The sequence below is a fragment of the Niveispirillum sp. GW835-FHT14G11 genome (assembly GCF_058793615.1).
Genome location: NZ_JBXAFZ010000025.1, coordinates 1 through 18,780, shown reverse-complemented (window position 1 = coordinate 18,780; position 18,780 = coordinate 1). Strand labels below are relative to the sequence as shown.

Below are 18,780 nucleotides of genomic sequence, written 5' to 3'. Positions count from 1 at the left end.
GCGCTTTCCGCCATGTTCAAGAACTATCTGATGGTTGCGTTCCGCAACCTGTTGAAGCACAAGCTTTATTCGGCGATCAACATTTCGGGTCTGGCGGTCGGCCTGGCCACCTGCGTGCTGATCCTGCTGTTCGTGCGCAACGAGACGACGCACGACCGTTTCTTTGCCGAGCATGACCGGCTGTATCAGGTCGCGATACGGGCGCAGCTGCCGGGCCGCCAGGCGGACCATGTGGCCTCCACGATGCTGCCGCTGGCCGCGGCCATGAAGGAAGGCTTCCCGGAGATCGAGAAGACGGCCCGCGTGGTGCAGGGTTCGGCCATCGTCAAGCGCGGCGACCAGACCTTCACGGAGACGACGCGCATCGTTGATCCCGACTTCTTCCGCATGTTCGATTTCAAGTTCCTGCGCGGCGACCGCATGACGGCGCTGGACGATCCCAACAGCATCGTCCTGACCGAGCGCATGGCGAAGAAGTTCTTCAAGGACGCCGACCCGCTGGGCCAAGTGCTGGAACTGGAAGGGGCGGAGCCGGCCAAGGTGACGGGTGTCATCCCGGACATGCCGTCCGACACGCATTTCGACCTGGATATCATCGTCCCCTATGCATCGATGGGCACGGCGCTGCGCGGCCTGGAGACCAACTGGGGCGCCATCTGCTGCGAAACCTATGTGATGCTGAAGCCGGGTTCCAACGCCGCCGACATCAATGTGCGCCTGGCGGCCTGGATCAAGACGGCGGCACCGACGCTGAACGGCCCGACCGGCAGCGTCAATCTGGGTGAGATCTTCACGCCGCGCATCCGCAACGTGAAGGACATCCATACCGATCCGGTCCAGACCTCGATGCGGCCCAGCACCTCCTATGCGGAGATCCTGACCTTCGCCGCCGTGGCGGCCCTGGTCCTGGCCATCGCGTCGATCAATTTCATGAACCTGGCCACGGCGCGCGCCACCCAGCGGGCCCGCGAAGTCAGCGTGCGCAAGGTGGTGGGCGCCAGCCGCGGCCAGATTATCATGCAGTTCATTGGTGAATCCCTGCTGCTGACCCTGATCGGCCTGATCCTGTCCGTGGCCCTGGTCGAACTGTCCCTGCCAGCCTATTCCGCCTTCCTGGACAAGCAGCTGACCTTCAACCTGTTTACCGACCCGCTGCTGGCCCCGGCACTGCTGGGTCTGGCGCTGGTGGTCGGCGTTGCCGGCGGCGCCTATCCAGCCTTCTTCCTGTCGGGCTTCAATCCGGCCCGCGTCCTGAAGGGGGCATCCAGCGGCGTGGGCGGCGGTTCCGGCCGGTTGCGCATGGCGCTGGTGGTGGTGCAGTTCGCTATCTCCATCTCCCTGATGGTGGCCACGGCCGTGGTCTATGGCCAGCTTCTCTATGCCCAGAACAAGAATCTGGGCTTTGACAAGGAGAACACCATCGTCCTGAACGGCTTCCCCCGCAATGTCGAGCGGGAGCGCCAGCAGACCCTGTCCAATTCGCTGGCCAAGCTGGACGGAGTGGTCAGCGTGGCCGGCAGCGACGCCACCCCCAGCAGCGGCAGCGAGAACAACACCAATGTCCGCGTGCCGGGCGCCGACCCGAACCAGCTTCTGGTGCTGCGCCAGGGCACGGTGGACTGGGATTTCGTGAAGACCATGGGTCTGCGGATCGTGGCCGGGCGCGATTTCGACCGCAACCGTCCGTCCGATCAGGTCATCCTGCCGCCGCCCCGCCCGCCGGGCGAGCCCGCACCCGCCGATGCCGCCGCGCAATCCTATGCCGGTTCGGTGATCCTGAACGAGGCGGCGGTCAAGCGCCTGGGCTATACCGGCAACGAGGACGCGCTGGGCAAGCAGTTCGAGTCCGGCGCGGGTGGCGGCGGTACGCTGAAGCTGACCATCATCGGCGTCGTCGCGGATTTTCACTTCCGCTCCGTCCATGACCCGATCGCGCCGGCCATGTTCACCGTCGATAACGGCACCTATTCCGATGTGATCATCCGCGTCTCGGGCCGTGATCTGGAAGGGACCCTGGCCGCCATCGACCGCACCTGGCGCGACATGTACCCGTCGCGGCCCGTGCAGCGGGAGTTCCTGGATGACCGTATCCAGAACCTCTATGTGCGCGAAGCCAAGACCTCGCAGATGTTCGCCACCTTCTCCGGCCTGGCCATCCTGATCGCCTGCCTGGGCCTGTTCGGCCTGGCCAGCTTCACGGCCGAACGCCGGACCAAGGAGATCGGGCTGCGCAAGGTGCTGGGCGCCAGCGTCATGGACATTGTCCGCCTGCTGGTCTGGCAGTTCAGCAAGCCCGTGCTGGTGGCCAACCTGATCGCCTGGCCGGTGGCCTGGTACTTCATGAACGAGTGGTTGAGCGGCTTCACGTTCCGCATCGACCTGAACCCGCTGCTGTTCGTGGCGGCGGGTGCCCTGGCGCTGGCCATCGCCTGGCTGACGGTCGGCCTGCACGCCGCCCGCGTGGCCCAGGCCAAGCCGGTGTCGGCACTGCGGTACGAGTAAAAGCGTCAAGGCTGCCCTCGGCTCGGTGGGGACCGGGCCGAGGGCGGCTTCCTTCACTGAAGGACGGGGCCGCAAGAGGGTAGGGGGGAAACATGCTTCGCAACTGGATCATGGTGGCCTTGCGCAATCTGCTGCGCCACCGTCTGCACGCCATACTGAACCTCTCCGGTCTGGCCGTGGGCCTTGCCGCCTGTCTGCTGATCCTGCTGTTCGTACGCCATGAGACCGGTTACGACCGGATGTTCAAGGATGCGGACCGTCTCTATCAGGTGACCATGGAATGGCGCCTGCCCGGCCGCATGCCGGAACGCGCCGCCATCGCCCAGCACGGGTTCGGGCCCGCCTTCAAGAACGCCTATCCTGAGGTGCAGGATTATACCCGCTTCACCCGCGGCCGGTCCGTCCTGACCCATGGCGACCGCCAATTCTATGAATGGACGACCATCGTCGATGCCAATTTCCTGGACATGTTCAATTTTCCGCTGCTGGTGGGCGATGCGGCCACGGCCCTGACCGACCCGTCCTCCATCATCCTGACGGAAGAGGTGGCGCGGAAATTCTTTGGGGACGAGCCGGCGCTGGGCCGCACCCTGACGCTGGACCGCAAGTATGAATTGCGGGTGACGGCGGTGGTGGCCAAGCTGCCGCGCAACACCCATCTCACCTTCGACGTGCTGCTGCCGCAAAGCTCCCCATCCGCCGCCTGGATGAAGGATTTCGAGAACCGGTGGGGCTCGTCCAACGGCCAGACCTATATCCGCCTCAGGCAAGGCGCGAAGGTGGAGCCGCTGCTGGCCGGCATGCGCGACTGGGTGAAGCGCACCTTCACGCCATTGCAGACGCCCAATGGCCCCGTCGATCTGGCGGAGGTGGCGTACCCGTCGCTGCGCCCGCTGCTGGGCGTGCATCTGGAACCGATGGCCGCCGATGTTACGCCGGGCGTCAGCCGCACCGAACTGGCCACCTTCACCGCCGTGGCCCTGCTGATCCTGATCATCGCCAGCATCAATTTCATGAACCTGGCCACGGCGCGCGCGACCCAGCGAGCGCGGGAAGTGGCCGTGCGCAAGGTGGTGGGCGCCAGCCGCGCGCAGCTGGTGGCGCAGTTCCTGGGCGAGAGCCTGCTGCTGACCTTCCTGGCGCTGTTGCTGGCCCTGGCTCTGGTGGAACTGGCGCTGCCGGGCTTCAACGCCTTTCTGGGCAAGGATCTGTCGCTGGATTTCGCGGCCGATCCCTGGCTGGCGCCCATGCTGGCCGGGCTGGTGCTGCTGGTGGGTTTGGGCGGCGGGGCCTATCCGGCCTTCCTTCTGTCCTCCTTCCATCCCGCCCAGGCGATGAAGAGCGCCAGTGCCGGGGTGGGTGGCGGGTCGGGCCGGCTGCGCAGCGTGCTGGTGGTGGTGCAGTTCGCCATCTCCATCGCTCTGATGGTGGCCACTGCCGTCGTCTATGGCCAGTTCGTCTATGCCCAGAACAAGGACCTGGGCTATGACACGGAGAATGTCGTCGTGATCGGCCATTTCACCGATGAGGGCGTGCGCGAGAAGCGCGAGACCTTCATGGACATGCTGCGCCAGGACCCCAACGTCGCCGGCGTGGGCGTGGCCAGCACCATTCCCGGCGATGGGGGCGAGAACAACACCCTGATCCGCCGCGCCTCCGGCGGGGCGCCGGAAGACCTGGTGATGCGCCAGGACAGCGTCGGCTATGGCTTCTTCGAAGCGCTGGGGATGCGCATGGTGGCGGGCCGCACCTTCGATCGTACCCGCGGCACCGACGCCATCCAGCGCCCCGACTGGCAGAAGCAGAACAAGCCGCCGCCCGACGGCACGAGTGAGGTGGTGCTGACCGCCGGCATCATCCTGAACCGTAGCGCCGTGCATGCCCTGGCCTTCGAGAGCCCGGAGGCGGCGCTGGGCCAGAAGGTGAAGATCACTGACGGGCCGACCATCACCCTGGACGGTACCATTGTCGGCGTCGTGGAGGATTTCCACTATCACTCCATCCATGAGCCGATCCGCCCCGTCATGTATATCCATGACGAGGGCAACCACCACGCCATGGCCGTGCGCGCCAAGGTCGGGCAGCTGCCGGCGGTAGTGGCCAAGGTCGACCGCATCTGGAGCGAACTGGTCCCCGACCGGCCCATCCAGCGCAGCTTCTTCGACGTCAATATCGCCAACCAGTATCAGCGCGAACAGAAGACCTCGCAGATGTTCGCCACCTTCGCGGGCCTGGCCATCTTCATCTCCTGCCTGGGCCTCTATGGCCTGGCCAGCTTCACGGCCGAACGCCGGACCAAGGAGATCGGCTTGCGCAAGGTGCTGGGGGCCAGCGTGAGCGACATTGTCCGCCTGCTGGTCTGGCAGTTTTCCAAGCCGGTGCTGGTGGCGAACCTGATCGCCTGGCCCGCCGCCTGGTACTTCATGGACCGCTGGCTGTCGGATTTCACCTATCGGATCGACCTGAACCCGCTGCTGTTCTTAGGCGCAGGCTCGGCGGCGCTGGCCATTGCCTGGGCGACGGTGGGCCTGCACGCGGCCCGCGTGGCCCAGGCCCGCCCGATCAACGCCCTGCGGTATGAGTGAGCAGGGTGCAGTTGGTGAAAGTGGTGCGTGTCGAAATGGGGGAGCGGCGCATATGCTTCGGTTTTTTTTCTTAGTGGCGGTTCGCAACCTTCTGCGTCATCGCCTGCATACGGTTCTTAACCTTACCGGGCTGGCCGTGGGTATGGCGGCCTGTCTCCTCATCCTTTTATTTATGCGCAACGAACTGAGCTACGATGGCTTTTTCAGGGATGCCGACCGCATTTATCAGGTGACAGTTGAGTGGCGGCTTCCCGGTCGCCCCTCGGAAGCCGCCTCCCTGGCGCCGCACAGCTTCGGTCCCGCCTTCAGGGATGCGCATCCGGATGCGGTGCAAGATTTCACCCGCTTTACGCGCGGGCGCAATATTCTGCGCGCTGGTGACCGGCAGTTCTATGAGTGGACTACAACTGTCGATCCCACATTCCTGGATATATTCCCCTTTCCCCTGCTCGCGGGGGATGCCGCCACCGCCCTGGCCGATCCGTCCTCAATCGTCCTGACGGAAGCTGTGGCGCGCAAGTTGTTCGGCGATGAGCCGGCTGTGGGCCGCCTGCTGACCGTGGACGGCAAACACGAGGTGCGGGTGACCGCTGTGGTGGCCAAGCTGCCGCCTAACACGCACCTGACCTTTGATGTCCTGCTGCCACAGGATTCGCCTGTCGCTGCATGGATGCGTGAGCTGGAGAATCATTGGGGATCGGCAAATGGTCATACCTATATCCGACTGCGACCCGGCGCCGAGGTCGACCCCCTGCTGGCCGGCATGCGCCCCTGGGTGGAGCGCACCTTCACCCCGTTGCAGACGTCGCAAGGCCTGATAGACGTCGCACAGGTGGCCTGGCCGTCGCTGAGACACCTGACCGATGTCCATCTCGAACCTCTGATCGCGGACGTCACGCCGGGCATTACGCACAATGAGCTTGCTACATTCACGATCGTGGCCCTTCTGATCCTGGCGATCGCAAGCATCAATTTCATGAACCTGGCGACGGCACGCGCCACCCAGCGGGCACGCGAGGTCGGCATGCGCAAGGTGATGGGTGCCAGTCGTGCGCAACTGGCCAGCCAGTTTTTGGGCGAAAGCATGCTCATGGTCGTGCTGTCATTGTTCATGGCTCTGACGCTGGTTGAGCTGGCACTGCCCTTCTTCAATGCCCTCCTGGGCAAAGATCTGACGCTGAATTTCGGCGTTGACCCCTGGCTGGCCGTGATGCCAGTGCTGATGGTGGCATTGGTCGGAATCGGGGGCGGTGCCTATCCGGCCTTTTTGCTTTCCTCTTTTGCTCCGGCACAAGCGATGAAAGGCGTCAGCACGGGCCCGACCGGTTCGGGCCGGCTGCGCGCCCTGCTGGTGGTTGCCCAGTTTGCCATCTCGATCGCCTTGATGGTGGCGACGACCGTCGTCTATTGGCAGTTCATCTATGCTCAGGAAAAGGACCTGGGCTACCAGACCGAAAATGTCGTCGTCGTCGATAACTTCACCGATGAGGGGGTCAGCGAGAAACGCGACACGTTCATGGAGATACTGCGCGCCGATCCCATGGTGGCTGGGGTCGGCGCTGCCAGTTTTACCCCCGGCGACGAAGGAGAAAGCTATGCCATGATCCGCCGCACTGGTGATGGCGCGCCTGAAGAAATGGCGATGCGACAGGATGATGTCGGCTACGACTTCCTGGAGGCGCTGGGCATGAGGATGGTGACCGGACGCACATTCGACCGCGCCCGTGGCACTGATGCGATCCCGCGTCCGGACGGGATAAAGGCCGGTCAGACGCCGCCTGATGGCGTCGCGAAGGACACAGCACTTTCCGCTGGTGTCATCCTGAACCGCAGCGGCGTGAAGGCCCTGGCCTTTGACAGTCCCGAAGCAGCCATCGGTCAGAAGGTGGTCATAACGCGCGGTTCGTTCCCCGGTCTTAATGGCACCATCATCGGCGTTGTGGAGGATTTCCACTATAACTCGGTCCATGAGTTGATCCGCCCCGCCATGTACCTCAACGACGAGACCAATCATCGTGTCGTTGCCGTGCGCGCCAAGGCCGGGCAATTGCAGGCGGTGGTGGACAGGATCGATCGCATCTGGCCCGAACTGGTTCCCGACCGGCCCATCCAGCGCAGCTTCTTCGACGTCAATATCGCCAACCAGTATCAGCGCGAAAAGAAGATTTCGCAGATGTTTGCCACCTTTTCAGGCCTGGCGATCTTCATCTCCTGCCTGGGCCTCTATGGCCTGGCCAGCTTCACGGCCGAACGCCGGACCAAGGAGATCGGGCTGCGCAAGGTGCTGGGCGCCAGCGTCATGGACATTGTCCGCCTGCTGGTCTGGCAGTTTTCCAAGCCGGTGCTGGTGGCGAACCTGATCGCCTGGCCCGTGGCCTGGTTCTGCATGGACCGCTGGCTGTCGGACTTCACCTATCGGATCGACCTGAACCCGCTGCTGTTCTTAGGCGCAGGCTCGGCGGCGCTGGCCATCGCCTGGGTGACGGTCGGCCTGCATGCCGCCCGCGTGGCCCAGGCCAAGCCGGTCAAAGCATTGCGGTATGAGTAACCATAAAGGGGAAAGGGGGATATCATGTTGAAAAACTGGGTCCTGGTGGCCATTCGCAACCTGCTGCGGCACAAGCTGTACACAACCATCAATGTTGTGGGCTTGGCCGTGGGTCTGGCCAGTTGCCTCCTGATCATGCTGCATGTCCGGGACGAACTGTCCTACGACGTCTGGGTGCCCGATGCCGACCGCATCGTGCGCGTCCATACCAGTTATGAGATACCGGGTCGCGCCCCCTTCCACACGGTCCGTTCCGCCGGCCGGATGATGGAGGCCTTCACCGCCGCCTATGCAGAACAGGTCGAAAGTGCGGCCCGGCTGATCCCCTATGACACCTCCATCCTGCGGGACGGCAGTGCCATCCCGCAGACCGTCACCTACGCCGATCCCTCCGCACTCGCCATTTTCGGCCTGACCTTTCTGGAAGGTGACGCGGCGACGGCGCTGGCCGATCCGTCCTCCCTGGTTCTGACGCAAAGTACGGCGCGCAAATATTTCGGTGATGCCGATCCCATTGGCCGGACCCTCACGCTTTGCTGCATCGGACCCGATCGTTATGATCACCGCGTCACGGCGGTCATCGCCGATCTGCCGCGTACCACGCATCTGAAGATCGAGATGCTGGCGCCCATCGTGCCGCAGCGTCTGGCCGGGTTGCCCAACATTCTGGAAACCTGGACGTCCGTCAATGTCTTCACCTATCTGAAGCTGCGCCGTGCCGACGATATCGTCCGTCTGGCCGCCGACAATCCAGCCTTCATCGACCGGATGATCCCCACCAGGAGCAACAGCGCGCGGGCGTCCGACAGTTCGCGGCAATTCTTCATGCCCATCCGCGACATCCGCCTGCATGCCAAGCAACAGGCCGGCGATATCGGCGATATGAAGCCGGCAGGCGATGCCGCGTTGGTGGCGGCCCTGTCGCTGGTGGCCGTGCTGATCCTGGCGCTGGGTTGTGTGAATTTCACCAACATGGCCGTCGCCCGCTCCTCCCTGCGCGGACGGGAGGTGGCGGTCCGCAAGGTGCTGGGGGCGCGGCGCCGCTCGCTGGTGGCACAGTTCCTGACCGAGGGGTCGGTGATGGTGGCCCTGTCCATTCTGGTGGCGCTGGGCCTGATGGAGTTGGCGTTGCCGGCCTTCAATGGCGTGACGGGCAAGGACCTGTCGATCCCGCTGCTGGACCCGCTGTTCCTGGCGGCGCTGGCCGGCCTGTCGCTGCTGGTCACCCTGCTGGGTGGCGCCTATCCTGCACTGTACCTGTCGGGGTTCCAGCCGGCCCGCATCCTGAAAGGTGAGGATGCGGCCGATGGCGGCGGCGCACGTCTGCGTCAGCTGCTGGTGGTCATGCAGTTCGCGGTGGCCATCGGCCTGTCGATCATCACCTTGGTCGTCTATCGCCAGACCCTGTTCGCCACCAATGCCGACCTGGGCTTTGACCGGCAGCATGTGCTGGCCTTGCGCAACCTGGGCGGGGCAGGGTTCCAGTCCACGCGAGAGGCGGTGATGGAGCAGGTGCACCGTTTGCCCGGCGTGACGGACGTCGCCCTGTCGTCCGATGTGCCGACCGACAATAACGAGAATAACATGATCTTCACGCTGGAAGGCTCCGGCGAGAAGGGTCAGGTCATTAACTATCAGAGCCTGGGGGACGGCTTCCTGGAGCTGTACAAGATTGCCCCAATGGCCGGCCGCCTGTTCAACCCCTCCTTCGGCACCGACATGATCCGTCCGCCAACGGAAGGCGAAACCGTCCGCGCATCCGCCCTCATCAACGAGGCGGCGGCCCGTCTGCTGGGTGTCGGCAATCCGGCCGAGGCGGTTGGCCGTACCTTGAAGACCAATGCCTTCGGCACCACGCCCATCGACCTGACGATTGTCGGCGTCATCCCGGATGTCCGCTTCCGGTCCCTGAAATACGGGCTTCAGCCGACGGTGATGTTCCAGTTCGAACGCCTTTACGACACCCTGTCCATCCGCTTTGACGGGCGTGACCCGTCGGCGCTGCTGTCACAGGTGCAGTCGCTCTGGGCCCGTATGATCAATGACCGGCCCTTCAACGCCGCGTTTATGGAGGACATGATCGCCGCTCAGTATAATGAGGAACGGGTGCAGGCGACCGTCTTCGCCGCCTTCTCCGGCCTTGCTATCCTGGTGGCCTGCCTGGGTCTCTACGGCCTGTCGGGCTTTGCGGCCCGGCGGCGGACCAAGGAGATCGGCCTGCGCAAGGTGTTTGGCGCCACCGTGATGCAGATCGTGGCCCTGCTGGTCTGGCAATTCTCCCGCCCCGTGATGATCGCGAACCTCGTCGCCTGGCCCATCGCCTGGTGGCTGCTGCGCGGCTGGCTGGACGGCTTCGAACAAAGGGTGGAACTGTCGCCGGCCTATTTCGTGGCCGCCGGCCTGACAGCCCTGATCATCGCCTGGGTCACGGTGGCCGGCCACGCCGCCGCCACCGCCATGGCCCCGCCCATCAAGGCGCTGCGGCACGAATAGACTGAACCGTCCAACGGGGAGAGGGGCCATGCTGCGGAACTGGCTGATGGTGGCGGTGCGCAACCTCCTGCGACACAGGCTCTATACGGCGATCAATGTGCTGGGCCTGACGGCGGGGCTGGCGGCGGCGTTGCTGATTGCCGTGTTCGTGCGGCATGAGCTGTCGTTCAATGACCGGTTCGCCAATGTCGACAGCACCTGGCGCCTCAACCGCATCCTGATGATCAATGGCCGGGCGCCGGAACCGACCGCGTCGCAGGCCATCCCCCTGGCCCCGGCCCTGAAACAAAGCTTCCCGGAGGTGGTGCAGGCCGTGCGCGTGGCCCGCCTGCTGGCCGGCCGCACCTTTGATGAGAAATATGGGGCCGACGCGGCCGCCGAAGTGCCGCAGGGGCAGCGCATGGAGGGGCGCACGGCGGCGGCCCTGCTGTCGCTGTCGGCGGTACGGCAACTGGGCTGGAGCAGCCCGCAGGACGCCATCGGTTGCATCCTGTTGTATCCGCAGGTTGATCATTGCCTGGGCCACGGTGGCCGCCCATGCGGCGCGGGTCGCGGCTGAAAAGCCGGTGCGCGCGCTGCGCTATGAATAGACAGGGGGAACTGGGGATATGCTGAGAAACTGGTTCATGGTGGCGCTGCGCAATCTGCTGCGCCACAAGCTCTATACGACCATCAACGTCCTGGGACTGGCCGCCGGGCTGGCGGCCGCGCTGCTGATCACGGTCTTCGTGCGGCATGAGCTGTCTTATAACAGCATGTTCACCGATGCGGACCGGACCCTGCGCGTTGTGCGGACGGAGCATATGCCCGGCCGCTCGCCCGATACCCACGCCGCCATGCCCATGCCTGCGGCGGCGGCGCTGAAGCAGGAATTCGCGGAGATCGACACCATCGTGCGCTTCGGCCGCGTGCGGGAAATTGTGCGCCGGGGGGATGAAAGCCTCTATGTCGGTTTCCATGCCGTGGATGTCGATTATCTGCGGTTGTTCAACTGGCCCTTCCTGTCGGGCGATCCGCGCACGGCCCTGTCGCAGCCCAACAGCACCGTCCTGACCAAGGCGCTGGCCACCAAGATCTTCGGGGAACAGGAAGCGCTGGGCCGCACTGTGACCCTGATCGATGGTCGGGCTTTGACGGTCACGGGCGTCATCCAGGACCCGCCATCCAACGTGACGGATGAGGTGGAGGCCCTGCTTTCCATGTCCACCCCGCTGCCCTTTCTGGAACGCCAGCGGGACAACTGGGGCAGCAACTGGCTGCATATCTATATCCAGCTGGTCCCCGGTACCGATATGGACCGTCTGAAAGCCAATCTGAAGGATTTCATGGCCCGTGTCCGGCCCAGTACGACGCCGGATTCCGATGGCGGCTACCGCGCCGAACTCAGCCTGCAGCCGCTGCTGGATATCCGCACCCATCCGCTGCCCGGTGGGGCCGGTACCAGCATGGCGGTGATTTCCGGCCTGATCGCGCTGGCCGTCCTGATCATGGCCATCGCCGCCATCAATTTCGTCAATCTGGCCACGGCGCGCGCCACCATGCGGGCGCGGGAAGTGGCCCTGCGCAAGACGCTGGGCGCACCCCGCCGCCTGATCATCGTGCAGTTCCTGGGGGAAAGCCTGCTGTTGACCCTGCTGGCCGGGCTGCTGGCCATGGCGGTGGTGGAACTGGGGCTGGACCCGTTCCAGTCGGCCTTGGGGATCAAGATGGACCCGGCCTTCCGTGGGATGGGTCTGCTGGGTGGGGTGACGCTGGGCCTGTCGGTGCTGCTGGGCCTGCTGGGTGGGCTTTACCCGGCTTTCGTCCTGTCGGGTTTCCGGCCGGCGCAAGTGCTGCGGTCCAACAAGTCGGCTGCTGGTGGCGGCGGGCGTCTGCGGGCCGCCTTGGTGGTGGCGCAGTTTGCGGTGGCCATCGGCCTGTCGGTGGGCACGCTGGTCGTGCTGGAGCAGACCCGTTACGCCAGCAGCCAGGAACTGGGCTTCGACAAGGATAATGTCGTGCTGCTGCGCGGGTTCGAATATGCCGCCGCGCGGGCGAAGCTGGAGACGTTGAAGCAAAGGCTGTTGGCCGATCCGACGGTGGCATCGGTGGCCGGCGCGCCCTGGGCGCCGTCCGACCCGTCGGAACGCACCTCCACCTATGGCATCATCAGCGACGGGCGGAACGAGACGATGACCGTCCGCACCGAACCCGTCGACTATGGGTATTTCGAGGTGTTGGGCGCCCGCATGGTGGCAGGCCGCAGCTTCGACAAGGCGCGCGGCACGGACGAGGTCAAGCCGGTGCCGGAGGGAACAAGGATGGAGGGGCGTACCGCGGCCGCCATCATCTCCGCCACCGCGGCCCGGCAATTCGGCTGGGGCAGCCCGGCCGATGCCATCGGCCGCACCATCAACTATCCCCAGGATGAGGGCGACGTGACCCTGCAGGTCATCGGCGTCGTCGCCGACCTGCAGTATAAGTCGGCCCGCACCAGCACGGTGGCCACCATCTATCAGGCGGAACCGTCGGAGAGCCGTGTGCTGATGGTCCGCATCCGGCCGGGCGATGTCTCGGCGACGTTGAACCGTATCGACGCCTTGTGGCGGGAGATGGTGCCCGATGTGCCGCTGCGCCGGCATTTCCTGGATGACGGGGTGGAGCGGCTCTATGCCGATGATATTCGCCAGGGCAAGCTGTTCGCCGCCTTCGCGGGGCTGGCCGTGATCATCGCCTGTCTGGGCCTGTTCGGTCTGGCCAGCTTCACGGCGGAGCGCCGGACCAAGGAGATCGGTATCCGCAAGGTGCTGGGCGCTTCCGTGCCGGATCTGATCCGGCTGCTGGTCTGGCAATTCTCCCGCCCCGTGCTGGTGGCCAACCTGATCGCCTGGCCGGCCGCCTGGTACGGGCTGTCGCGTTGGCTGGAGGGCTTCGCCTACCGGGTGGAGTTGAACCCGCTGGTCTTCCTGGCGGCGGGGGCAGGCGCCCTGATGATCGCCTGGATCACCGTGGCCGGCCATGCCGCCCGTGTCGCGGTGGAAAAGCCGGTCAAGGCGTTGCGGTACGAATAAGCGCCTCAGCCGTGGCCAGATCGGCCGGGCTGTTGATGTTGAAGAACGGATCGATGCCGCCTGGCGCCAGGGGGAAGGTCACCTCGACCAGCCCGTGCCGGGCGGCAAAGGCCCCGACCTTATGCAGCCCTTCATCCACCAGCGCCCGGCGCAGGTCATGGCGCAGGCTGACGGGCCAGCGTGCCACAATCGGCTGCCGGATGCCGTCCGGCCCTACAGCCATCATGATACCCTGGCCCCCCGCCGCCGCCAGCGCCGGTCCCAGATCGGCCGGCAGGAACGGCGTGTCGCATGGCAGGGACAGGACATGCGATCGATCCGGCACCCGGTCCGCGACCCAGTCCATGGCAGCCAGGATTCCGGCCAGCGGCCCCGGCCGCCCCGGCACGCTATCGGCCAGCACGGGCACGCCGGCCAGCCAATCCAGCCCCGCGAACCGGGCCGGATCGTCATTGGCAGACAGCACCATCCGGTCCGTCCAGCCGCGCGCCCTTTCGACCACGCGGCGCAGCACCGGCACGCCCCCGATGTCCCGCAATCCCTTGTCGCTGCCGCCCATGCGGCTGGCCCATCCACCGGCCAGCAGCACGACGACCGGCATCTGTCCGTTGCCACCCTTCATTGCGGGCTTTCCTTTACGACACAAATATTCACGGCCCGGAGAACCATGACCTGTAACAAACCTGAGATGTATGACGATTCAAGTCCCTCTAATTTTACGGAATGCATTCATGCCTCGAATGCGTTAGGGTCATGGCACCTTCGGCGTAGCCCGTTTGGAAATCAATCCAGCTTGATCTTCGCACCCAAGGGGGAACAAGGACGATGCCTAATTCCATCGATGTGTCCAAGCCGCTTGTCGCCGGCCAGACCCACGGCAGCCTGACCGTGGTCGGCACCGGTATTCGTTCGATCTCGCATTTCACGCAGGAAGCCATTGGTCATATCCGCGATGCTGACGCGGTTTTCTATTCCGTTCCCGATGGTGTGACTGCCTCTTTCATTCGTGACCTGAATCCCAATGCCGTCAACCTGTCGCTGCAATATGGGGAGGGCAAGCGCCGCCAGGTCACTTATGTTCAGATGGCTGAACTGATGCTGCGTGCGGTGCGCGAGGGGAAGCGCGTCACGACCGTCTTCTACGGCCATCCCGGCTTCTTCGTGTCGCCGGTCCGCCGCGCGCTGTCGATCGCCCGCAAGGAAGGTCACCGGACGGAAATGCTGCCCGGCATCTCTTCCACCGATTATCTGTTCGCCGACCTGCGTGTCGATCCCTCCGTCCATGGCTGCCAGATCCTGGAAGCCAGCGACATGCTGCTGCGCAATCGTCCGGTGGTCACGTCCAGCCATGTGGTGCTGTTGCAGATCGGTTCGGTCGGTGATGTGGCCTATTCGTCCAAGGGCTTCGTCAACAACAAGCGTGACGTGCTGTTCGGCCGCCTGATCGAAATCTATGGCGAGAACCATCCCTGCTATTATTACCTGGGCGCCACCTTCCCGGGCCTGGAAAGCCAGGTCATCCGCCGTCCGCTGAAGGCCTATCGTGATCCGGCCATCCGCGCCACGATCCATTCGGCCAGCAGCCTGTACCTGCCGCCCAAGGATGTCCTTCCCGTCGATCCCGACATGGCGGAGCGCCTGGGCATGCACCCGCCGGGTGGTCAGGTGAAGCCGGCCGGTGATCGGCTGCCGTCCGGGCAGTCCGATTATGGCCCGTTCGAGATGGACGCCGTGGCCCGCATTGACCGTGATCCGCCGACGGGTCGTGAGCGTCGCACCAACAAGGCGCTGTACCGCATCTTGTCGCAGCTGGCGTCCAGCCCGCATGCCACCGAGGCCTTCCGCGCAGATCCGGCGGCCTATGTCAGCCTGTTCGGCGGCCTGACGCAGGAAGAGAAGAACGCGCTCTCCAACCGCAGCGCCGCTGCCCTGCACGGCGTGTCCCTGCAGGTCGTGTATGGCCCCGTCGCCGCCTTGCCGGTGATCAAGGCCGATGCTGCGGAGGATCACGACGCGACCGAGCAGAATGACGCTGCGGAGGATCATGACGCGACTGAGCAGAATGACGCTGCGGAGGATCACGACGCGACTGAGCAGAACGATGCTGCAGAGGATCACGACGCGACGGAGGACCATGTCTCTGACGCCCGTGAAGATCATGACGCGACTGAGCAGAATGACGCTGCGGAGGATCATGACGCGACTGAGCAGAACGATGCTGCAGAGGATCACGACGCGACGGAGGACCATGTCTCCGACGCCCGTGAAGATCATGACGCGACTGAGCAGAATGATGCGGCCGAAGATCACGACGCGACGGAGGACCATGTCTCCGATGCCGCCGAGGATCATGACGCGACTGAAGACCATGTTAGTGAAGTGGACAGCAAACCCACTCGCTAATGCGTTGAAAAACAGTTAAATTGCTGAAGGGCCACGAGGGATATCTTTCCCTTGTGGCTCTTTGGGCTTAAGCCCGTCTGGTTCGGATTTTGGAAAAGCCGCCTGATGTTCTCATCGCAAGGACGATGCAGACCGAGAATGAAGGATCGGATCGCGCACCGGGACCCTGACTATTTCGCCCTGATCAGCGACCTGCCGGACATGGACCGTGTGTCCACCGCACCTGGCCAGTCCGTTGATCTGCCCGGGTGTGTGCGGACCGCTTGGCTGTTCCGCCAGAGTGACAGCCGTTATTCACTTGCTATGGTCCATGAGGCTGAACGGCTTTTGGCTGAAAAGCCCGACGATGCTGACAACCAGTATTGGCATTCCCGCCTGCTGTTGATCCGGGGGGAGGTCGGCATCCTCTTCTCTCGTGATGTGGAAGCGCGGTCGCTGTTGGATAAAGCCTTGGCTGGCTTCACCTCCAGCAGCGATACTATTGGCATCGGGGATGTCCATCAGGCCCTTTCTGAACTGCATATTTCCCTGGGCGATGTCGATAAGGCAAATGCGGACCTGGAGGCAGCGTTGGCTGCCTATGGCAATGCTGGGGATTATGACAGAGCCCTGATTGCGGAATGCCGTCTGGCATATAACCATCAATATCAGAATGTGGGAGCAGCGCAGGGGCGTTGGAGTGCCCGCATGGAGGCTGTCGATACAGGTGGCAATCCGACGGCCGAGGCTTTTCGGCTGGCGTATATTGGCGGCGTGCAGTTCCAGTTGGGCAATTTCCCGGCGGCAATTGCCAGCCTGACGGCGGGCTTCGATACGGCCCTTTCGATCGGCGCCTATTGGCTGGCTACCGGACTGGCCAATAGCATCGGTGCTTCCTACGCAAATCTGTTCGATCTGGCGACTGCCATGGAATGGAAGGAGCGATCATACGAGATCGCCAAGCCCACAGAATGGCCCATGGCCATCGGTAGTGCGCTTGCCTCCATGGCGGAAACGACAACCAGCTTGAGACAGTATGACCGCGCTCAGCTCTACTTCGACGAAGCGTTGCCCTTCGTCATCAATCTGGGTAAGCGCCGCAAACATGTCATCATCTATAACGCCTATGCCAACCTGTTGATGGAGATCGGTCAGGCAGATCAGGCGCTGCCATGGTTCATGAAAGCAGAGGAGATTTCCCAAGCTACTCACCAGAAGGATGTGAACCTGTCCAGCGTGGTTGGGATGGCCGCCTGTCTGTTGAAGCTGGGCCGGGCGGATGAAGCCGCTGCCGTCGCCCAGCGTGGTGTGGACATTGCTCGGCAGATCCATCATCCCTATCATCAGATCCGCGCCCTGCAGGCATTGGCCAATGTACGGCGTGCCAGCGAGCCCGGAGACCCTTCCGGTGCTGTGGTCGTGCTGGAAGAGGCAGTAGCCCTCGGGGATACGTTGGACCAATTCACGCTTCAGCCTGATATCTACAACGCCTTGTCCCGCGACTATGAGAGCATGGGCGACCACCGCAAGGCGCTGCATTACGAACGCCGGGCCCGTGACAGCTGGCAGCGCAATTTCGACAAGCAGAACGGTGCCCGCATTCTGGCCATGCAGGTCCGCTTCGACACGGCCCGCGCCAAGGCGGAGGCGGAGCATCACCGCAAGCTGGCAGAGGCCGAGGCGGCGCGGGCCGCTGAGCTGGATCGTGCCAACCAGACGCTGGAGCGGCTGGGTGTTATCGGACAGGAAATCACGGCACGGCTGGACAGTGAGGCCGTGTTCACCATGCTCTCGCGCCATATCCATGACCTGATGCATGCCAGCACGCTGTTCGTGGGGCTGAAGGATGACGCCAATCAGGTCCTCGACATCCGTTATCGGATGGAGGACGGTCACCGCCTGCCGCCGCGTCAGGTGCCGCTGGCATCCGACAATCTGTCGGCCCGCTGTGTGCGTGACAATGACGAGATTCTGGTCGCGTGGGGGGAACGCAGCAATCCCAACAGCGTGCCGGGCACGCGCCACATGCGCACCGTGCTGTTCCGGCCGCTGGCGCTGGGTGACCGGGTGCTGGGTGTGGTGTCGGTGCAGAGCGACAAGCCGGATGCCTATGGTCCACGTGAACTGCTGATCTTCCGCACCATCTGCGCCTATGGCGCCATCGCCATGGCCAATGCCGAAGCCTACCAGCAGCTTGACCGCGCCATGGGGGAGACGCGGGAGGCGTTGAAGCGGCTGGTGCAGCAGGAGAAGATGGCGGCCCTGGGCCAGCTGGTGGCCGGCGTGGCGCATGAGGTGAACACGCCGCTGGGCGTCACCCTGTCGGCGGTATCGCAGCTGAACGATACGATCCGCCTGCTGCGCGGCCAGGTGGACAAGGGCAGCCTGACGCGGTCGACCCTGACCGAGGCGCTGGACAATGGCCATGAGCTGGCGGCTTTGGCCCAGCGCAATGTGACGCGGGCCGCCGACATGATCCGCACCTTCAAGGGGGTGGCGGTCGATCATGGCAGCGACGAGCGTCGTGTGTTCGAACTGGGGGATTACCTGTCGGAGATCATGTCGCTGATCCGGGCTCGCGTCGCCGGCAATGGCAACAAGATCGAGATCGATGTGGCGCCGGTGCAGATGGACACCTATCCAGGCGCCCTGGCACAGGTGATCACCAATCTGGTGTCCAACATCGCCGACCATGCCTATGCGCCGGAACGGCCGGGGCGGATCATCCTGCGCGGGCGCTCGCTGGACGCCTATATGGTGGAAATCGCGGTGGTCGATCAGGGGGTCGGCATTCCGGCGGACATCCTGCCCAAGGTCTTCGACCCGTTCTTCACCACGCGCCGCGCGGCGGGCAGCATGGGGCTGGGGCTGCATGTCGCGTTCAATCAGGTCACGCAGCGTCTGAACGGTTCCATCAGTATCGACAGCGTGCCGGGCCAAGGGACCGTGGCCACATTGCGTATCCCGCGCGAGGCGCCGGTCCATGCACCGGCCAGTTTCCTTCCCCCCGCCGTCTGAGGCGGCGGATCGGGAAGAGCAGTCCAGATCAGATCAGGGCATTCAACGTGGCCGTCAGGAAGGCGGCGACGGACAGGATCGTGGCGGCCTCAATGGCGCCGATGCTGTCCTTGATGGTGGCGCGGTGTCCGCCGTCAGCCCCTTTGGGACAGAAGTGGCTGATTGCGTAAGGGAGGATTTCTGGCTCATCGTAGTGACCGAA

The 18,780-nt window shown here is 64.1% G+C and carries 9 protein-coding genes; 8 read left to right on the top strand and 1 reads right to left on the bottom strand.

Translation table 11 applies throughout. The features are described from left to right. Window positions 1-12 precede the first annotated feature (12 nt). The 6 genes from AC1Q7F_RS29580 (at window position 13) to AC1Q7F_RS29555 (ending at window position 13,178) form a co-directional block, all read left to right on the top strand. A complete protein-coding gene (locus AC1Q7F_RS29580; protein ID WP_492512160.1) occupies window positions 13-2,502 on the top strand; it encodes an ABC transporter permease in 2,490 nt (829 codons plus the stop codon). Window positions 2,503-2,594: 92 nt separating this feature from the next. After that, window positions 2,595-5,087 (top strand): ABC transporter permease, encoded by a 2,493-nt coding sequence (locus AC1Q7F_RS29575; protein ID WP_492512159.1) that lies wholly within the window; start codon window positions 2,595-2,597, stop codon window positions 5,085-5,087. Between the two features lie 52 nt (window positions 5,088-5,139). Beyond that, complete coding sequence (locus AC1Q7F_RS29570; protein WP_492512158.1) at window positions 5,140-7,635, top strand: ABC transporter permease; 2,496 nt, start codon at window positions 5,140-5,142, stop codon at window positions 7,633-7,635. 24 nt (window positions 7,636-7,659) lie between these two features. Continuing rightward, on the top strand, window positions 7,660-10,128 hold the full coding sequence (locus tag AC1Q7F_RS29565) for an ABC transporter permease (RefSeq protein WP_492512157.1): 2,469 nt from the start codon (window positions 7,660-7,662) through the stop codon (window positions 10,126-10,128). A gap of 28 nt (window positions 10,129-10,156) precedes the next feature. Beyond that, on the top strand, window positions 10,157-10,687 hold the full coding sequence (locus tag AC1Q7F_RS29560; protein WP_492512156.1) for a hypothetical protein: 531 nt from the start codon (window positions 10,157-10,159) through the stop codon (window positions 10,685-10,687). A 49-nt stretch (window positions 10,688-10,736) separates the two neighbouring features. Further along, a complete protein-coding gene (locus AC1Q7F_RS29555) occupies window positions 10,737-13,178 on the top strand; it encodes an ABC transporter permease (protein ID WP_492512155.1) in 2,442 nt (813 codons plus the stop codon). Here AC1Q7F_RS29555 and mobA read toward each other — a convergent pair. Then, entirely contained in the window at window positions 13,156-13,800 is a 645-nt protein-coding gene (gene mobA, locus AC1Q7F_RS29550) for a molybdenum cofactor guanylyltransferase MobA (RefSeq protein ID WP_492512154.1), read from the bottom strand. The genes AC1Q7F_RS29555 and mobA overlap by 23 nt on opposite strands. Before the next feature lie 203 nt (window positions 13,801-14,003). Between mobA and AC1Q7F_RS29545 the strand changes: the two genes are divergently transcribed. Beyond that, a complete protein-coding gene (locus tag AC1Q7F_RS29545) occupies window positions 14,004-15,581 on the top strand; it encodes an SAM-dependent methyltransferase (RefSeq protein ID WP_492512153.1) in 1,578 nt (525 codons plus the stop codon). A gap of 138 nt (window positions 15,582-15,719) precedes the next feature. Continuing rightward, the gene (locus tag AC1Q7F_RS29540) at window positions 15,720-18,578 is read left to right on the top strand and encodes a tetratricopeptide repeat-containing sensor histidine kinase (RefSeq protein ID WP_492512152.1); all 2,859 of its coding nucleotides are present in this window, start codon (window positions 15,720-15,722) and stop codon (window positions 18,576-18,578) included. Window positions 18,579-18,780: the final 202 nt, after the last annotated feature.